We start from the raw sequence: 16,069 nt of genomic DNA on the forward strand, positions 1-16,069 counted from the left end.
GAAGAAACCGCCAAAGGTTCTATCAGACCGAAGCCATGATATACCTACACGCAAGAAGATTATACCATGTGCTTCTTCTGATACGCAACCGAGAACTTATGTTTGTGAAGGAAAGGAGAATGTAAGAATGGCAAAATCAACAAAAAGTTATGAAGAACGAATGCTTGAAATGGAAAAGAAGGAACAGGAAAGCCTTGAAAAAGCAAAACGATATGCAGCACAGAAGAAAGAACTTCTAAAACGAAAGAAAGCCGAAGAAAGTAAAAAACGAACCCATAGGCTCTGTCAGGTTGGCGGTGCGGTGGAATCCGTTCTTGGTGCGACTATTGAGGAGGAAGACATCCCAAAGCTGATTGGTTTTCTGAAAAAGCAGGAAGCCAATGGGAAATTTTTCTCAAAGGCAATGCAGAAAGAAACAAATACCGATATGGAGGAAGTGTAATGGCGGATGGGATGAGTTTTTCATTCCCTTCATTGCTTTTTCATGAAAGGCGCACTTATGGACAACCAGAGGTCGTCCCAATAAGTTTGCCACAAGTGGCAACCGGTCTGCGCTCACGCTTGCCGGGCTCGTTCCGTCGGCGGGGCTTTCAGCCAGACCTGCTCATGCCACAGGAGGCACTCTTCGCCAGAGAGGCGCATTCCATGCAGGCTGCTATGCGCAGGGCACTCTTACGCAGAGGGCGTTCTGGCAATGCTGCTTTTTCTAAAATCGAAAGCAATGTTGCCGGAAATCTATACCGGATGTGCAGAAAGGAGGAATCCAGATATGGCGATTTTTCATTACACAATCAAAATAGTCGGACGAAGTAAAGGGAAATCTGTTATCTCCGCTTCCGCATATCTCAATGGGGATGTGATGAAAAACGAGGAAACCGGGAGAATCAGTTATTACACTTCTAAAAAAGAAGTGGTCTACACCAGTCTGATGATGTGTGAAAACGCACCTCCTGAATGGCAGATAGTACCAGAAGAAAATATAAAACGCTTTCAAAAATCTGTCCGCTACAAAAGGTCAGAAGATAAAGAAGCTGCTTTAGAAAAATTCAAAATCACATTTCAGAAACAAAGATTATGGAATGAGGTATTGAAGATTGAAAAAAGTGCGGATGCCCAACTTGGCAGGTCATTTGAATTTGCCCTCCCAAAAGAATGGAGCAGACAGGAACAGATTCAATATACATCCGACTATATCCAAAAAACATTTGTGGATAAGGGAATGTGTGCTGATTGGAGTATCCACGACAAAGGGGATGGCACCCCCCATGTCCACCTGCTTCTGACGATGCGACCTTTTAACCCGGACCATTCTTGGGGAAAGAAAGAAGTCAAGGATTGGGATTTTGTCAGAGATAAAAGCGGAAATATCGTGATTGACGAATCCCACCCGGACTGGTGGCAGGATAAGAAAAACCCTGACCGTCATGGAATCCGTATCCCTGTATTAGACGAAAACGGAATCCAGAAGATTGGTGCAAGAAACCGCCTGCAATGGAAACGGGTGCTGACCGATGCTACTGGATGGAACAATCCCAAAAATTGTGAGCTGTGGCGGAGTGAGTGGGCAAAGGTGTGTAATGAACATCTTCCTTTGCATAATCAGGTTGATCACCGTTCTTATGAAAAACAGGGAAAACTCCAGATTCCTACCATCCATGAAGGTGCTGACGCAAGAAAGATTGAACAAAAATTTCTTGCCGGGCAGGAAATAAAAGGTTCGTGGAAAGTAGCGGAAAATCAAATCATAAAACAGCAAAACACGTTATTGCAAAAGATACTGGACACCTTTGGAAAAGTATCAGGTGCATTATCATTATGGAAGGAGCGATTAAATGACATTAGAAGAAAGCCGGGAAGTCATTCCCATGATGGAATCAATGATAAACCAGATCGAGGAACAGCAGAACCTTATGGCAGAGATGGTACAGGAATTACAGGAAAAAGACAGACAGCTTCTGTCCTTTCAGGAGCAGAACCAGAGTTTGCAGATATTAAACAGCGAGTTATCCGGACTGCTGAATCTTTTGCCAGATACAGAAGAACTGCTTTCCCAGATCGAACAGCAGAAAAACAGAATCGAACAGTTGGAAACCGAGAATCAGCAATGGCAGGAATTAACGCAGAAGCTGAACAACGAGAACAGCTTATTGCTGAAACAGAGCAGAGAATTACTGACCTTAAACAGCAGATAGAGAAAGTGAGGGATATAGATGCGAGAATGCGTAAACTTAGAGAACGTCGGTCAAGTGGAAGAACTTCTACAGATGACAGAACAGATGCAGGACGAACTGGATCAGAAAGACCAGATGATTATGGAACTGAACAGGCAGCTAAACAGATTGCTGACCTTGAACGAGAAATTGAACAGCGAAAACAGAGTCGAGAATATCGAAGCATTGCGGACAAGATTAAGGAAAATAGAAGAACAATTAGCCAACGAGACAGACAGCAGGAAAAGAGCCGACGCAGAAGTCGTGGCATGGAAATTTAGGTATGAAAAAGCGGAACAGGCAAAACGCTATGCACAGACACACCAAAAGACAACAGAGGTAGCTGTTGAGAAAAAAGTGCCCTATGAGAAATGCGATAACTGTGACCGCACTGCTTACCAAAAAGCAAAAGAAAAATGCGATAACCGTAAAATTCAGTTAGAGAAAAAATATAAAAATATGACGGCTGGTTATGAAAGTATCCTGTTTCTGCTGGCATGGTACAGTATAGCCATTACACTATTCACTGCTATCCTTTCTCCAGTTTTCTTTAGTGACTGTATTAGCTTTTTCAGTATGTTTGCTAAAGGAATCTTAAGCCTGTTTCAAAAATTTGTTGCAGGTGCAGATTCTTTCGGACAGTTAAGCAGTGGAATCTCAAATAGTATCATTTCAGGGATTGTGTACTGGCTGATTGTAAGTATTGTTATGGGAATTTTATTTATCATAACGGGATTGCTGATAATCGGGACTGGCTATCAGGTGGGGAAAATCTACCGGAAATATTGCTGGGATATTATCAGCATCATGGTGGTGATAATGAGTACAGCTATCATAATCTATTTCAGAAAATGGATAAAATCAATTATTCCGATAAACCTCATTATGTTGCTACTTCTGGTACATGCGGTTTATATCGGAATCCGATGTTATGTGAAAAACTGGCGAGAAAAACGAGGATATTTTTAAAGTAAAATGGGCAGGTAAAACTGCCTGTTTTTCACAAAACAAATATACTTATTTTTAGTTATCCAGATTTTTAGAGTCTGTGAAAACTGTTCTTTGATTTTTAACACTATTTTTTATAATCTTCCAAATGAATCTGTTTTGATTGATTGACAATTACCGAGCTATTCTAGTATATTTAATCCATAAAGCAGATACAAAATCGCAGATGTGCAGGTGAACAGACATGAAAAATATCCATAGCATTGAATTTTATACTGGAAGCAAGGAAGAACTGCTTCCCGGTTTTGAAAAAGATTTTCCCTATATCGCTTCAAGGGCAGAACTTGACAAGTATATCGGACATTATGTACCGTGGCACTGGCACAAGACAGTGGAACTTTTTTATATGGAAAGTGGTAGCATTGAATATGATACGCCGGGAGGAAAACTGTTGTTTCCGGCTGGAAGCGGCGGCATAGTAAATTCCAATGTACTCCATATGACAAAAGCAATATCGCAGAAAGAAAAGAATATACAGCTACTTCATATTTTCGATGTTTCCCTACTTGCCGGGGAACAGGGAAGCAGGATTGAACAAAAATATATTGCGCCTATCATAACAGCCCCACAGATTGAGGTAATTCCGCTTTTTCCAGGCAATGCAGAAGAAGAAAGGATTTTGAAACTGCTTGCCGCTTCATTTCGTTTATCCAGTGATGAATTTGGATATGAAATAAAACTGCGGGAAACCCTAACAGAAATATGGCTCATGCTTTTTGAACTATCCCGTCCTATGCGTGAAAAAAAGGGGGAACATAATAAAAGCAACGATAAAATAAAGCTGATGATGATATATATTCACGAACATTACAGAGAGAAAATCTCTATCCCGGAACTTGCGGCAGCAGCATACCTAAGCGAAAGGGAGTGTTATAGAGTGTTCCATGACTGTCTGCACATGACACCCGTAGAGTATATAAAGGCTTACCGTCTGCAAGCAGCCTGTCAGATGCTAGCAAAGGGGCAGGAAGCAGTTACCGTTATCAGCCATGAGTGCGGTTTGGGGAGTAGCAGTTATTTTGGAAAGGTTTTTCGAGAATACACACATTGTTCACCCACAGAATATCGGAGAAAATGGCAGAATAGTGATAGATAAGGGCAGAAAAGAAATATTTTTTCTATTCCTTTTGCATTATAATGATACCTGTAAAGTAAATCCGTCATTTACAGGAGGTGAGTGCAAAGTGGTAAAACTGAACATTCTGAACATGAAAAATTTTTTAGATACGGTCAATAGCTGTTCCGGCAAAGTAAATATGCTCTGCCCGGATGGTAAAAAACAAAACATCGATGGGGAAGAAAAGATACAGGGCAGTTTGTGGCGGCAATACTCCCAAAACAAAAACTGTTTGCGGCTTGTTTTAGAAGTTCCGAATCCAACGGACTATATGAACATTGTTTCGTACTATGCCGGGGATTGCTGATTTATCTGTAAATATTTCATCATAAAGGGGCTGGACAGTTTATCTTCCAGCCCCGCCCTTTTGAAAGGAGTTAAAAATGGAGTTGAACATTCAGACCGCAGAACTGGCATTAAGGGAAGCGGCAGAATCCAATCCGGGAGCATGGGCAGAACATTCCCGGTATGTAGCCGAAGCCTGTAAAAACATTGCGTCACACTGTAAAGATTTATCTTCTGAACAGGCGTATATTTTCGGGCTGTTACACGATATTGGACGTTATGCCGGAGTGAGTTCGGAAAGGCATCTGATAGACGGCTATCGTTACTGTATGGAGCGTGGGTGGGGAAAAGCCGCACAAATATGTATATCCCACGCATTTATGATACAGGATATTGCCACATCTATCGGAGAGTTTGATGTCAGTGATGAGGATTACCTGTTTATGAAAGAATTTGTTGCAAATGCGGTATATGATGATTATGACCGTCTTGTACAGTTATGTGACGCATTGGCTATGCCTTCGGGGTTCTGTCTTTTGGAAAAGAGATTTGTAGACGTGACAATGCGATACGGCGTTCACCCAGCGACAATAGACAGATGGAAAAAGATTTTAGAGATTAAAGAACGGTTTGAGGATCAGATTGGCTGTTCTATCTATGCCCTGCTTCCGGGCGTTATGGAAAACAGTTTTCGTTAAGGGGGGATATTGTGTATTACGAATCCAGTGATTTTTTGGAAACAGCGGACAGCGATACGTTAAAGCAGATTGCCCGCACAAGGGAATTAACACGGAAATATTATTTTTCTGATTATAGAGATACAGAAAAACGCACTTCCATTCTTCGGGAGCTGTTGGGCGGAATAGGGGAAAATGTGGCAATCGACACGCCTTTTCATTGCGACTATGGAAAAAATATTTTTTTGGGAAATGATGTGATCGTCAATATGAATTGTACCTTTGTGGATAACAAAACTATCCGAATTGGCGACAGGGTATTGATTGCGTCAAATGTGCAGATTTATACATCTTCACACCCTGTCTTACCACAGGAAAGGTTTGTGCCGGATTGGAGGGAACGTCAGACAACATTTTTTAGAACCTATGCACGTCCGATAGAAATAGAAAGTAATGTCTGGATTGGCGGCGGCTGTATTCTTCTGCCCGGAGTCACTATAGGAAAAAACAGCGTGATAGGGGCTGGAAGTGTAGTTACCCGCCCTATCCCGCCTAATTGTGTTGCAGTAGGAAATCCATGCAGGGTGATACGTTATTTTGATACAGACAGGGAAAGGTGGCATCATGAAGTATAAGCATATCGTTTTTGACATTGACGGCACTCTGATTGATACGGAATATGCTGTATTACATTCTTTACAGGAAACTATAAAGGGATTGTCCGGGAGAGAGATACCATGTTCTGAACTAAGATTTGCGTTAGGGATTACAGGAACAGACGCTTTGAAAAAACTTGCGATAAAAGACACTTCCTATGCGATAGAATTATGGGATAAAAATATGCGTAACTATACAAATAACATTAAAGTATTTGACGGAATCGTTGAATTATTGAAAAATCTTCTAAGTCTGGATTATGAAATGGGGATTGTCACATCAAAGACAAGGGAAGAATTTACACATGATTTTTGTCCGTTTGGTATCAGTCATTATTTCAAAACAATCATATGTGCAGACGATACACAGGAACATAAACCCAATGCCGCACCGATTTTGAAATATGTGGAATTATCAAAAACAGACCATAGGAAAGTACTTTATATCGGAGATAGCAAATATGACAGTAAATGTGCGGAAAATGCGGGAATTGATTTTGCTTTAGCAGTATGGGGCAGTCATAATAAGCACATAAAAGCAGATTATTTTTTAGAAAAACCTGCCAATCTGTTATCTGCTATCACTTCAGAGAAATTTTATTAGCGATGAAAGATCGAACGAAAATGACTCCGAGGTATATTAAAAAAACTTGCTTGATCAATTATGGTGATTTTGATTAAGTAGCCTGTATGTAAAATAAAGCATACAGGCTACTTGTGGTTTACAATTCCAAAGAATCTTCTGCATCTACCCACATTTGCATATTACCATCAAGATATAATCGTGCATATTCAAGTGGCTCATCAATAGCAAGTGTATTTAATGCGCAGTCTGATCCAGGAGTGGTTTTTAAGTTCTTCTCAGCTTCCCAACAGTCAATGCGGAGCATATAACCGGCATTGGTATAAACATCAATGCTGTTTCTGTGTGGATTGTATTCTGCAAATATTGTTCTCATCGTATCTTATCTCCATTTTTTTAATAATCAGTTATAGAGTTAAATATCGAAAACATTTCAATCAGTTCACCATGTTGTTATTGTTATATGTTATACTGTGTTATGAAATTTTCTTTCCCTTAATTTTTCCCATATTAAGGTTCATGAAAGCTAATGGGAGAATGTAACACAAGGGAAAGAGTAAGGGAAAGTACACTTGCTACAAACTTAGTGTTTTCAAGGGTTTGCGAAGAATTTGATAATCAAATATAATAGTTATTAAATTTCCTAAAATAAGTGGAATATCAACTGGAATTTTCAAATTAGTCTTTGCAAATAACCTTTGAACCTTCACCATCAATTACAATTCCCTGACGGTTGTTAATCGGGCATAGATTCAAATCCGAAAACTCAGTCATTATTTTCTCGGTAACTTTCTTAAATGGTGCTGTAAGATAATGCGGAAGAACATAGAAATCAATCAAATCAAGCCCTGCATCATCTTCTTGTGAGTAGTCCTCTGGCTTTTCATCCATTTGCTCGATATATTGGATGCTTGGAGCGCATATAATTGCGCCTGCCGACTCGCCGATCATCAATTTTCCATTTGCCAATTCCTTTTTCAGTAGCCCATCAGTTCCCGTTTTACGGAGCTGGTCCATAAGAAAGAAAGAATTTCCGCCAGTAAAATATATCACATCTGCTTCTTCAAAAACAGACTGTATCGTTGAATAAGCCTCCGTTGAAATATCAATTTCAGTTACGATTGCTCCCAACTTTTTGAATAATTTTCGAGCCGAGCCGACATAACCGGTGTAGCCTTCACGCAGTGAAGCTGTTGGAATAAATGCGACTTTCTTATTTTCAATTTCTTCCTTTATCAGACTTCCTACACTTGAAAAGTGCGAACATAAAAATAATTTCATCAATATTCTCCTTTATAAATTTCGATTTTTCAATTCAAATGACTTTGAGTTGCCTGTCATAAAATATTTGAAAGGAATTCTTCTATCAAACTATTTATCATCTCCGGTTTATCTGTATTAGAATTATGGCCGGCTCCTTCAATCCATTTTAAAGGAATTTTCGTTTTTTGATGCCATGCTCTATTATACCTTATACATGAGCCAGCATGATCCTTTGTGCCACATATTAACAAGGAAGGACATTTGATTTCATATGGCAGATCCTTTTCCATTGCCTCTGCCAGAATACGAAATCCATTCCCGGCAATTTGTGCATAACGATGCTGATTACCATCATAGACCAGCATCATTTCCCGCATCAGGTTTCTGCCATAACTGGAAGTTGCAACTCCCTCAGTTCCGGATTTCAAAAGCAACTTCCATGGATAATGTGCATATATTGGTTCCATTCTTTTTAGAAGCCAGATTTCCACTGCAGTCACATAGTTTCTCTGCAATGGTGCAGAATCAATGGAAATAAAACCTGCCAGCTGAGCGGGATACAATTGTGCATAAGCCTGTCCTACATATCCTCCCATTGATTGACCTATTATAATTGGTTTTATGATTTCTTCTTTTTCAAGAATCCCATTCAGCCATTTTGCCTTATCAAACAGGTCAAAATCAAACCGGAACGGCCAGGAGGATGCATGAGCCGGTGCATCCCATACAATAATATTATATTTTCCTTCGAAGTACTCAACCTGCTTATCAAACAATCTATGATCAGCAGTCAGCCCTGGAAGAAATATAAGCGTCGTTGTATCCAAACTCAGAATACTTGACCAATAATGAATCTTTCCACAAGGTGTTTGATATGTACTTTCCTTCAACAAATACACCTCCGCTCATTTTTCTCAGCTACACAAACTGAAAAACTTTAACTATTTTCATATTGATTTTTTATATTAAAATATCTTTTGCCATTCAAATCATATCACACTATCAGCCCTATTTCCATTTTAATTTACTTAGTCAAGTCACTTCAAACTTACTACACCTGATACAAGCAAGTCCCCACTCACTGCTTATTGTTTTTCGCGACCTCCGCAGGGGACTTACCTGCTTCGCTTAAAGTGTATTTGAAAGAGCCAACCACCAGCATAGAAAAATAATTTATTTCATGTGCATTTGCAGGATATTTAGATATTCTTAGCTGGTCAAAATCTGCGTTATGAGAAAAATGACACACTGTCTGAGCGAAGCGAGTTTGTGGCATTTTTCTCATGCCTTTAGCAGATTTTTAGCAGCTTAGAATATCTTAATGTCCGAAACCGCACATGAAATAAATTATTTTTCTATGCGTCCCTCCTTCAAATCCCTCCCTCAGATTCTTCCCACTATATCCCCCCCAAAAAACCATATTACAAGCAAAAAAAGACCGACAGTCTCCCCTCCCGGATTTCCTGTCAGTCTTTCAATAACTCCTATTTTCTCAACTCTTCACACTCAAACGCACCAACGCCCTCTGCAGCTTAGCCTCCACAATCTTATAATCATGATCAGTCAAACCACCTTTTGCGATCATCTCCTCCGCTCTTTTCTTAGCTTCCTGTGCACGCTGCTCATCAATATCCTCTTTCCACTCCCAGGTAGTTGCAAGGACACGGCACTTTCCGTTCATAACAGAAAGCATTCCGCCAATACAGGCTGCGGTCCGTCTGCTGCCGTCTTCCATTACCACACTTGCTTCGCCCATTCCAAGGGCAGTACAGTAATTACAGTGTCTGGCAAGGATAGCCAGATCACCGCTGACAGTTCTGCAGATCACACGCTCCACATTACCTTCAAAGAGCAGTCCGTCCGGTGTTCCGATTCTCAACGGGAAAGTACTCATAGGACATTTCCCCCTTTACTGATTCTTGGCTTTTTCAAACACTTCATCGATGGTTCCCACAAACAGGAAATAACTCTCAGGAATGTCATCACACTCACCGTTCAGGATCATCCTGAATCCTCTCAGTGTCTCCTTCAGCGGAACATATTTGCCAGGCATACCTGTAAACTGTTCTGCTACAGAGAAACTCTGTGACAGAAATCTCTGAACCTTACGTGCACGGCTTACAGTACGTTTATCTTCCTCTGACAACTCATCCATACCCATGATGGCAATGATGTCCTGAAGCTCTTTGTAACGCTGAAGAACCCTCTGCACTGATCTGGCAATCTCATAATGCTCTGTTCCTACGATTTCAGGAGAAAGGATACGACTTGTGGAATCCAGAGGATCAACGGCCGGATAAATACCCTGGCTGGAGATCTCACGGGAAAGTACAGTTGTTGCATCCAGATGTGAGAATGTAGTTGCAGGAGCCGGGTCAGTCAGGTCATCGGCAGGCACATATACAGCCTGTACAGATGTGATGGAACCCTTTCTTGTGGAAGTAATTCGTTCCTGCAGATTACCCATTTCAGTTGCCAGTGTAGGCTGATAACCTACGGCTGAAGGCATACGTCCCAGAAGCGCAGACACCTCGGAACCTGCCTGTGTAAAACGGAAAATATTGTCAATAAAGAGGAGCACATCCTGGTTCTTCTCATCACGGAAGTATTCCGCCATTGTAAGTCCGGAAAGTCCGACTCTCATACGTGCTCCAGGCGGCTCATTCATCTGACCATAAACCAGAGCAGTTTTATCGATAACTCCACTTTCTTTCATTTCATTATAAAGGTCATTTCCTTCACGCGTACGCTCTCCTACACCTGTAAATACGGAAAGTCCGCCGTGAGCAGTTGCTACGTTGTGGATCAGCTCCATGATCAGAACTGTTTTTCCTACACCAGCACCACCGAAAAGACCAATCTTACCACCCTTTGCATAAGGGCAGATCAGGTCAACGACCTTGATTCCTGTCTCCAAGATCTCTGTTGCAGGCATCTGTTCTTCATAAGAAGGAGCCTGACGATGGATAGACCAGCGTTCCTTTGCCTCCGGTGCCGGAAGATTATCTACCGGGTCACCCAGAAGGTTAAATACTCGTCCCAGGCATTCCTCACCTACAGGAACGGAAATTGGACCGCCTGTATCCAGAGCTTTGGCACCGCGCACCAGACCGTCAGTAGAATTCATGGCAATACATCTTACCACATCATCACCAACCTGCTGTGCAACCTCGGCAACCAGCTTTGCGCCATCATTATCAATCTCTATGGCATTGAGAAGAGGTGGCAGCTCATCGTGCGCAAAGCGGATATCCAGTACCGGACCAATAACCTGCACTACCTCGCCAATGTGTTTTTCACTCATGTTTGTAATCTCCTATCTATTGGAAATTATATCTTAGCTGTCCGGTACCTCTTGGCAGTTATCGGACAGCTCATTATATTTAGATTTTAAAGACCTTCCGCACCTGCAACAATCTCCGTGATTTCCTGCGTGATGCTTGCCTGACGCGCTCTGTTGTAATAAAGGTTGAGCTGATCAATCATCTCTTCCGCATTACTTGTGGCTGCGTCCATAGCCATACGTCTGGCTGCCAGTTCACTTGCGGTACTTTCGCAGATACCACCATAAACCAGTCCTGCCAGATATTCCGGAACAATGGCATCAAATACTGTCTCTCCATCCGGTTCATAGAGAATCAGATTCTTCGTCTCTATCTTACCACCGCTTTCCTCTCTGATATCAGTCATAGGAAGCATGGAAAATACCTCCGGCTGCTGGGAAAGCATGGAATTAAAGACAGTATAGCATAATTCAATATGGCCAAAGGTTCCTTTGCGAAATTCCGTGCAGAGCATATTTGCCATCTCAAAACAGTCCGCTACAGAAATACTTCCTGCCTCTGCAAACTGTTCTGTCAGAGCTTCAACCCCTCTCTGACGGAAATATTCCACTGCTTTCTTTCCAACCGGCAGAACCATGTAGTCCTTACCTTCTGCCGAAGCCTCCAGACACTTGAAAAGATTTGCATTGTATCCGCCTGCCAGTCCTCTGTCACCCGCGATCACTACATAGCAGGTTTTATTATTGGAGGACTCTTTCGCATAAACAGATGAGAAATCTGTATTCTCTCTTGCAATCTCTTTCAATGTCTCATGAAGTTCTATAAAGTACGGACGGCATACCTCTGCACGTTCCTTTGCCTTACGCAGTTTGGAGGATGCTACAAGCTCCATGGCCTTGGTAATCTGCATGGTACTCTGTACACTCTTGATACGCAGCTTTACCGCTTTCATATTCGAAGCCATACGATACCCTCCTAATCACTTTATTTCTCAGGTCTTGTATTCAGGAAATTCTCTGTGTACGCATCCAGCACACTGCGAAGTTTCTGTTCTGTTTCCTGCTCCAGTTTACCTGTTGTGCGGATTTCCTGCATCACTTCCACGCCTGCTGCATCTGTATCCAGATACGTATATAATCCTGATTCATATACACTTACATCTTCAACTTTAACTGCTTCCAGAACACCCTTGGTAACCGCATAAAGAATCGCAACCTGTTTCTCTACAGGAACCGGTGCATTCTGGTTCTGTTTCAGAACTTCCACGATACGTGCACCCTGTTCCAGACGCGCCTTCGTATCAGCATCCAGATCAGAACCAAACTGTGCGAAGCTCTGCAGCTCACGGTACTGGGAATAAATCAGTTTCAGTGTTCCTGCTACCTTCTTCATTGCCTTGATCTGCGCATCACCACCAACTCGTGATACGGAGATACCCGGGTTTACAGCAGGCATGATTCCTGAATGGAATAACTCTGTCTCCAGGAAGATCTGTCCGTCTGTAATAGAAATAACGTTAGTAGGAATATAGGCAGATACATCACCTGCCTGTGTCTCAATGATCGGCAGTGCTGTCATGGAGCCGCCGCCATGTTCATCATCCAGCTTCGCTGCACGTTCCAGAAGTCTGGAATGCAGATAGAAAACATCACCCGGGTAAGCTTCACGTCCAGGTGGACGACGAATCAGCAGGGAAAGTGCACGATATGCAACCGCATGCTTACTCAGATCATCATAAATGATCAGCACGTCTTTTCCCTTATTCATAAAGTACTCGCCCATTGCACAGCCGGAATACGGTGCGATATACTGCAGCGGGCTTGACTCAGATGCTGTAGCAGCTACGACGATGGTGTAATCCATCGCGCCATTTCTTGTCAGGTTCTCTACTAATGTAGCTACTGTGGAACGTTTCTGTCCGATGGCTACATAGATACAGATCACATCTTTCCCCTTCTGGTTAATAATGGTATCTGTGGCAATTGTAGTTTTACCGGTCTGACGGTCACCGATGATCAGTTCTCGCTGTCCACGTCCTATAGGGATCATGGAGTCGATGGCTTTGATACCTGTCTGGAGAGGCTGATATACAGACCTTCTCTCACAGATTCCAGGTGCCTTACTCTCAATCGGCCGGAATTCTTTTGTATCAATAGGGCCTGCTCCGTCAATTGGCTGTCCCAGTGCATTTACAACACGTCCAACCATGGCGTCGCCTACCGGTACAGACACGACCTTGCCTGTACGCTTTACGGTCTGACCCTCACCAATGTTCTCATCTGAACCAAAGATTACGATGGAGACACTGTTCTCCTCCAGGTTCTGTGCCATACCGAAACTTCCGTCCTCAAATTCCAGAAGCTCTCCTGACATACAATTTACCAGTCCGCTGGCTCTGGCGATTCCATCACCGACCATAAGGATCGTACCTGTCTCGTTCTGTTGAATGGCATTTTCGTAATATTTTATCTGGCTTCGGATGACCTTGGAGATTTCCTCAGGTTTTAATTGCATGTTTCCATTCCATCCTTTTATATTCTTTTATTTTCGATTCCAGGACCAGCATACTAAAATCATTCGTGTCCGCACGAAAAGACTTCTTAACCTGCAATCCTGATATCTTCTCACATTACCATTTCATTCAGTTTCTTTGAAATACCGGAAATACGACTCTGCACTGTACCGTCAAGCTGCACGCCTTCCAGTTCCACGCGAAGTCCGGCGATTACGGATGTATCTGTTTTCTGTACCAGATACACCTGTTTTCCGCTTATCTTCTCAAGCTTCGCTTTCAGAGCCTCCATCTGAGTTTCACTGAGCTTCACTGCACTTGTCACCACTGCTTCTGCGATTCCATGTGCATTGTTATAGCGTCTGATGAACTCTTCGCAGCATCCGGCAAATTCTCTCAGAATCTTACGTTCGCACAACAGCTTCAGGAAATTCACAAGATACCTCTCTGCCTGTCCTCCGAAAGCCTCTTCAATCATCTTAAGTCTCTCTTCCTCAGGAATTGCCGGTTCTCCCAGCAATTTCAGATATCCCGGATTTTCTCGAAAAATCTGTCTGACCGCGATCATCTGCTCCATGATCTGTCCATCGAGTTTCTCCTCAGCGGCAAGGTCATACAGGCTGCCGCCGTACACTCTGGCAGTTTTTGTCATGATGCCTCACCTACATTCTCAATAAACTCATCAATCAGTTTTGTATGATCTTCTTCATTAATTTCGCGCTCGATCACTTTTCCGGCAATCTCAACAGCCATACCGCCAATCTCTTCTTTGATCTCGTTGACTGCTTTACGTTTCTCCTGGGCAATGTCTTTCTCTGCCTTTTCTTTCATGGCAGTTACCTGACTGGAAGCTTCTTTAATCATCTCTTCACTCTGGATCGCAGCTGTTTTCTGAGCTGTCATCACAATGTCGTTTGCTTTATTCTTAGCTTCCTGCATATTCTTCTCATATTCTTCTTTCATTGCCTGGGCTTCTTCTTTTGCCTTCACCGCATCCTGAATCTCAGCATCTGCTTTCGCCTTACGCTTGTCCAGCATCTCGTTGATCGGCTTGAAGAGGAAACGTTTGATCAGATATACCTGAATAAAAAGGTTGCAAATCGTCGCTATAAAATTCCACGGCACAATTCCAACTAATTCCTGTACCTGCATGTTTGTAACCTCCTGTCTATACTTATGCGGATTCATCCAGCTGTTGCCGGAAATCTCCACAAGTTCCAATCAGATGCCTCTCATCTGTCATATCCGGCATCTGCGCTTTCTTATCAGCTCAGGAAGTTCATGAACATACCAGGTGCAACGAAGATAAGTAACAGACCGGTTACGAAACCGTAGATACCGGTTGTCTCTGCGATTGCACATCCAAGAAGCATAGTAGAAGTAACATCGCCTTTGCACTCAGGCTGACGTCCGATTGCTTCCAGTGCCTTAGCTACTGCATTACCTTCACCAATACCAGGGCCGATACCTGCGATCAGTGAACATCCTGCTCCAATTGCACAACCTGCTAATGCGATACCTTTTGCCAGTAACTGAAAATCCATAGTAAAACCCTCCTGTTAGAAATATTTTGCAGCTTTTCCCCTGCTATCTTTCATCTCATCTGTTATATTTCAGCTGTTTTTCGATTACCACTGTTATCAATTCATTTCCAACAATGATATGGTTATAATTATTCTGCTGAAATCTCTGCTACTCCTCTGCTGCATTGGCGATATACATTACCGTCAGCATACAGAAAATGAACGCCTGCATGATTCCTGAAAACCAGTCGAAATAGACTGACAGAATCGCAGGTACACCGACATCAAGAATCGGTATCTTTGACAGTACATCTCCGACTACACCCGGGATCAGTCCCAGAAGTGCGGAACTTGCAACTGCCAGTGCCCCATAAATCAGACCATTGATTACTACACCGGAAAGGATATTTCCGAAATGACGACACGCCATACTGACAGGTGTAGCCAGCTCGGAAAGAATATTAAACGGTGTCATAACTGCAATCGGGGTCGTAAATCCTTTCAGATAACCACCAACTCCGCCGGTCTTGATCTTCTGTGCTGTGATCATGATAAAAACCACAACCGCCCATGCCGCTTCTGTAGAAAGATCGGCTGTAGGGCTTCGAAGTCCGATAAGACTGATCAGATTGGAAACTACACTTGTCGCAAAAAGTGCTGCAACAAAAGGTATCATGTATCTGAATTTCTCACCCATGTTTCCAACTACAAAGCTATTGGCTTTCTCTACTATAAGCTCAGCCAACGCCTGTCTCTTGGAAATATTCTCTTCTTTCAGATCATGTGTCAGCCAGATGCACAGTCCTGTAATCAAAATCATTACGATCCAGCTTACTACCATTGTCTCACTGATCCTTAACGGTCCGAGAAAAGGCACATTGATGGGCAATGTAAAGAATATCCTTGCCCCGGTAATATCCAACTCCATACTCTTTATTCACCTCCCGTCTC

The 16,069-nt window shown here is 42.5% G+C and carries 20 protein-coding genes; 9 read left to right on the forward strand and 11 right to left on the reverse strand.

Features of this window, described 5'->3' with window-relative positions; genetic code table 11:
• Positions 1–127: 127 nt before the first annotated feature.
• The 9 genes from WKT11_RS16170 to WKT11_RS16210 all read left to right on the forward strand — a co-directional run bounded on the left by WKT11_RS16170 (position 128) and on the right by WKT11_RS16210 (position 6,557).
• Complete coding sequence (locus tag WKT11_RS16170; protein ID WP_008394181.1) at positions 128–442, forward strand: hypothetical protein; 315 nt, start codon at positions 128–130, stop codon at positions 440–442.
• A complete protein-coding gene (locus WKT11_RS16175) occupies positions 442–813 on the forward strand; it encodes a hypothetical protein (RefSeq protein WP_117674855.1) in 372 nt (123 codons plus the stop codon). The genes WKT11_RS16170 and WKT11_RS16175 overlap by 1 nt, the downstream gene beginning before the upstream one ends.
• Positions 770–2,491: a MobA/MobL family protein gene (locus WKT11_RS16180; protein WP_279217403.1), complete on the forward strand. Its 1,722-nt coding sequence runs from the start codon at positions 770–772 to the stop codon at positions 2,489–2,491. The genes WKT11_RS16175 and WKT11_RS16180 overlap by 44 nt, the downstream gene beginning before the upstream one ends.
• Positions 2,475–3,179, forward strand: a complete 705-nt coding sequence (locus tag WKT11_RS16185) for a DUF6040 family protein (RefSeq protein WP_118138153.1) — start codon at positions 2,475–2,477, stop codon at positions 3,177–3,179. The genes WKT11_RS16180 and WKT11_RS16185 overlap by 17 nt, the downstream gene beginning before the upstream one ends.
• A gap of 223 nt (positions 3,180–3,402) precedes the next feature.
• Positions 3,403–4,314 (forward strand): AraC family transcriptional regulator, encoded by a 912-nt coding sequence (locus WKT11_RS16190; protein ID WP_016304806.1) that lies wholly within the window; start codon positions 3,403–3,405, stop codon positions 4,312–4,314.
• An 88-nt stretch (positions 4,315–4,402) separates the two neighbouring features.
• Complete coding sequence (locus tag WKT11_RS16195; RefSeq protein WP_242986725.1) at positions 4,403–4,642, forward strand: hypothetical protein; 240 nt, start codon at positions 4,403–4,405, stop codon at positions 4,640–4,642.
• A 76-nt stretch (positions 4,643–4,718) separates the two neighbouring features.
• Positions 4,719–5,318, forward strand: a complete 600-nt coding sequence (locus WKT11_RS16200) for an HDOD domain-containing protein (RefSeq protein ID WP_019162948.1) — start codon at positions 4,719–4,721, stop codon at positions 5,316–5,318.
• A gap of 11 nt (positions 5,319–5,329) precedes the next feature.
• A complete protein-coding gene (locus WKT11_RS16205) occupies positions 5,330–5,932 on the forward strand; it encodes a sugar O-acetyltransferase (RefSeq protein ID WP_118591864.1) in 603 nt (200 codons plus the stop codon).
• Positions 5,922–6,557 (forward strand): HAD family hydrolase, encoded by a 636-nt coding sequence (locus WKT11_RS16210; RefSeq protein WP_016304801.1) that lies wholly within the window; start codon positions 5,922–5,924, stop codon positions 6,555–6,557. The genes WKT11_RS16205 and WKT11_RS16210 overlap by 11 nt, the downstream gene beginning before the upstream one ends.
• A 118-nt stretch (positions 6,558–6,675) precedes the next feature.
• Here WKT11_RS16210 and WKT11_RS16215 read toward each other — a convergent pair whose 3' ends face one another.
• The 11 genes from WKT11_RS16215 to WKT11_RS16265 form a co-directional block, all read right to left on the reverse strand.
• The gene (locus WKT11_RS16215) at positions 6,676–6,912 is read right to left on the reverse strand and encodes a DUF6061 family protein (protein ID WP_012744332.1); all 237 of its coding nucleotides are present in this window, start codon (positions 6,910–6,912) and stop codon (positions 6,676–6,678) included.
• Positions 6,913–7,214: 302 nt separating this feature from the next.
• Complete coding sequence (locus WKT11_RS16220) at positions 7,215–7,817, reverse strand: Type 1 glutamine amidotransferase-like domain-containing protein (RefSeq protein WP_055271744.1); 603 nt, start codon at positions 7,815–7,817, stop codon at positions 7,215–7,217.
• Between the two features lie 56 nt (positions 7,818–7,873).
• Positions 7,874–8,689: an alpha/beta fold hydrolase gene (locus WKT11_RS16225; RefSeq protein WP_118137917.1), complete on the reverse strand. Its 816-nt coding sequence runs from the start codon at positions 8,687–8,689 to the stop codon at positions 7,874–7,876.
• Between the two features lie 602 nt (positions 8,690–9,291).
• Complete coding sequence (atpC, locus tag WKT11_RS16230) at positions 9,292–9,693, reverse strand: ATP synthase F1 subunit epsilon (RefSeq protein ID WP_117674861.1); 402 nt, start codon at positions 9,691–9,693, stop codon at positions 9,292–9,294.
• Between the two features lie 15 nt (positions 9,694–9,708).
• Positions 9,709–11,103, reverse strand: a complete 1,395-nt coding sequence (gene atpD / locus WKT11_RS16235; RefSeq protein WP_008704959.1) for a F0F1 ATP synthase subunit beta — start codon at positions 11,101–11,103, stop codon at positions 9,709–9,711.
• A gap of 86 nt (positions 11,104–11,189) precedes the next feature.
• On the reverse strand, positions 11,190–12,047 hold the full coding sequence (gene atpG, locus WKT11_RS16240) for an ATP synthase F1 subunit gamma (protein ID WP_118137918.1): 858 nt from the start codon (positions 12,045–12,047) through the stop codon (positions 11,190–11,192).
• Positions 12,048–12,067: 20 nt separating this feature from the next.
• Positions 12,068–13,597: a F0F1 ATP synthase subunit alpha gene (atpA, locus tag WKT11_RS16245; protein ID WP_117674863.1), complete on the reverse strand. Its 1,530-nt coding sequence runs from the start codon at positions 13,595–13,597 to the stop codon at positions 12,068–12,070.
• A gap of 110 nt (positions 13,598–13,707) precedes the next feature.
• On the reverse strand, positions 13,708–14,247 hold the full coding sequence (atpH, locus tag WKT11_RS16250) for an ATP synthase F1 subunit delta (RefSeq protein WP_117844375.1): 540 nt from the start codon (positions 14,245–14,247) through the stop codon (positions 13,708–13,710).
• A complete protein-coding gene (gene atpF / locus WKT11_RS16255; protein WP_117675022.1) occupies positions 14,244–14,747 on the reverse strand; it encodes a F0F1 ATP synthase subunit B in 504 nt (167 codons plus the stop codon). The genes atpH and atpF overlap by 4 nt, the downstream gene beginning before the upstream one ends.
• Before the next feature lie 113 nt (positions 14,748–14,860).
• Complete coding sequence (atpE, locus tag WKT11_RS16260; protein WP_117674865.1) at positions 14,861–15,139, reverse strand: ATP synthase F0 subunit C; 279 nt, start codon at positions 15,137–15,139, stop codon at positions 14,861–14,863.
• Positions 15,140–15,287: 148 nt separating this feature from the next.
• Complete coding sequence (locus tag WKT11_RS16265; protein ID WP_117674866.1) at positions 15,288–16,046, reverse strand: F0F1 ATP synthase subunit A; 759 nt, start codon at positions 16,044–16,046, stop codon at positions 15,288–15,290.
• Positions 16,047–16,069 lie beyond the last annotated feature (23 nt).

This window comes from Blautia sp. HCN-1074 (genome assembly GCF_037890165.1).
Classification (GTDB): Bacteria; Bacillota; Clostridia; order Lachnospirales; family Lachnospiraceae; genus Blautia_A.

What these genes read in the sequence shown, in the direction of transcription:
- WKT11_RS16215 (WP_012744332.1), bottom strand. Translation starts at nt 6,912, where the DNA reads ATGAGAACAATATTTGCAGAATACAATCCACACAGAAACAGCATTGAT.
- WKT11_RS16220 (WP_055271744.1), bottom strand. Translation starts at nt 7,817, where the DNA reads ATGAAATTATTTTTATGTTCGCACTTTTCAAGTGTAGGAAGTCTGATA.
- WKT11_RS16170 (WP_008394181.1), top strand. Translation starts at nt 128, where the DNA reads ATGGCAAAATCAACAAAAAGTTATGAAGAACGAATGCTTGAAATGGAA.
- atpC (WP_117674861.1), bottom strand. Translation starts at nt 9,693, where the DNA reads ATGAGTACTTTCCCGTTGAGAATCGGAACACCGGACGGACTGCTCTTT.
- WKT11_RS16265 (WP_117674866.1), bottom strand. Translation starts at nt 16,046, where the DNA reads ATGGAGTTGGATATTACCGGGGCAAGGATATTCTTTACATTGCCCATC.
- atpH (WP_117844375.1), bottom strand. Translation starts at nt 14,247, where the DNA reads ATGACAAAAACTGCCAGAGTGTACGGCGGCAGCCTGTATGACCTTGCC.
- WKT11_RS16200 (WP_019162948.1), top strand. Translation starts at nt 4,719, where the DNA reads ATGGAGTTGAACATTCAGACCGCAGAACTGGCATTAAGGGAAGCGGCA.
- atpA (WP_117674863.1), bottom strand. Translation starts at nt 13,597, where the DNA reads ATGCAATTAAAACCTGAGGAAATCTCCAAGGTCATCCGAAGCCAGATA.
- WKT11_RS16190 (WP_016304806.1), top strand. Translation starts at nt 3,403, where the DNA reads ATGAAAAATATCCATAGCATTGAATTTTATACTGGAAGCAAGGAAGAA.
- atpG (WP_118137918.1), bottom strand. Translation starts at nt 12,047, where the DNA reads ATGGCTTCGAATATGAAAGCGGTAAAGCTGCGTATCAAGAGTGTACAG.
- WKT11_RS16210 (WP_016304801.1), top strand. Translation starts at nt 5,922, where the DNA reads ATGAAGTATAAGCATATCGTTTTTGACATTGACGGCACTCTGATTGAT.
- atpF (WP_117675022.1), bottom strand. Translation starts at nt 14,747, where the DNA reads ATGCAGGTACAGGAATTAGTTGGAATTGTGCCGTGGAATTTTATAGCG.
- WKT11_RS16180 (WP_279217403.1), top strand. Translation starts at nt 770, where the DNA reads ATGGCGATTTTTCATTACACAATCAAAATAGTCGGACGAAGTAAAGGG.
- atpD (WP_008704959.1), bottom strand. Translation starts at nt 11,103, where the DNA reads ATGAGTGAAAAACACATTGGCGAGGTAGTGCAGGTTATTGGTCCGGTA.
- WKT11_RS16175 (WP_117674855.1), top strand. Translation starts at nt 442, where the DNA reads ATGGCGGATGGGATGAGTTTTTCATTCCCTTCATTGCTTTTTCATGAA.
- atpE (WP_117674865.1), bottom strand. Translation starts at nt 15,139, where the DNA reads ATGGATTTTCAGTTACTGGCAAAAGGTATCGCATTAGCAGGTTGTGCA.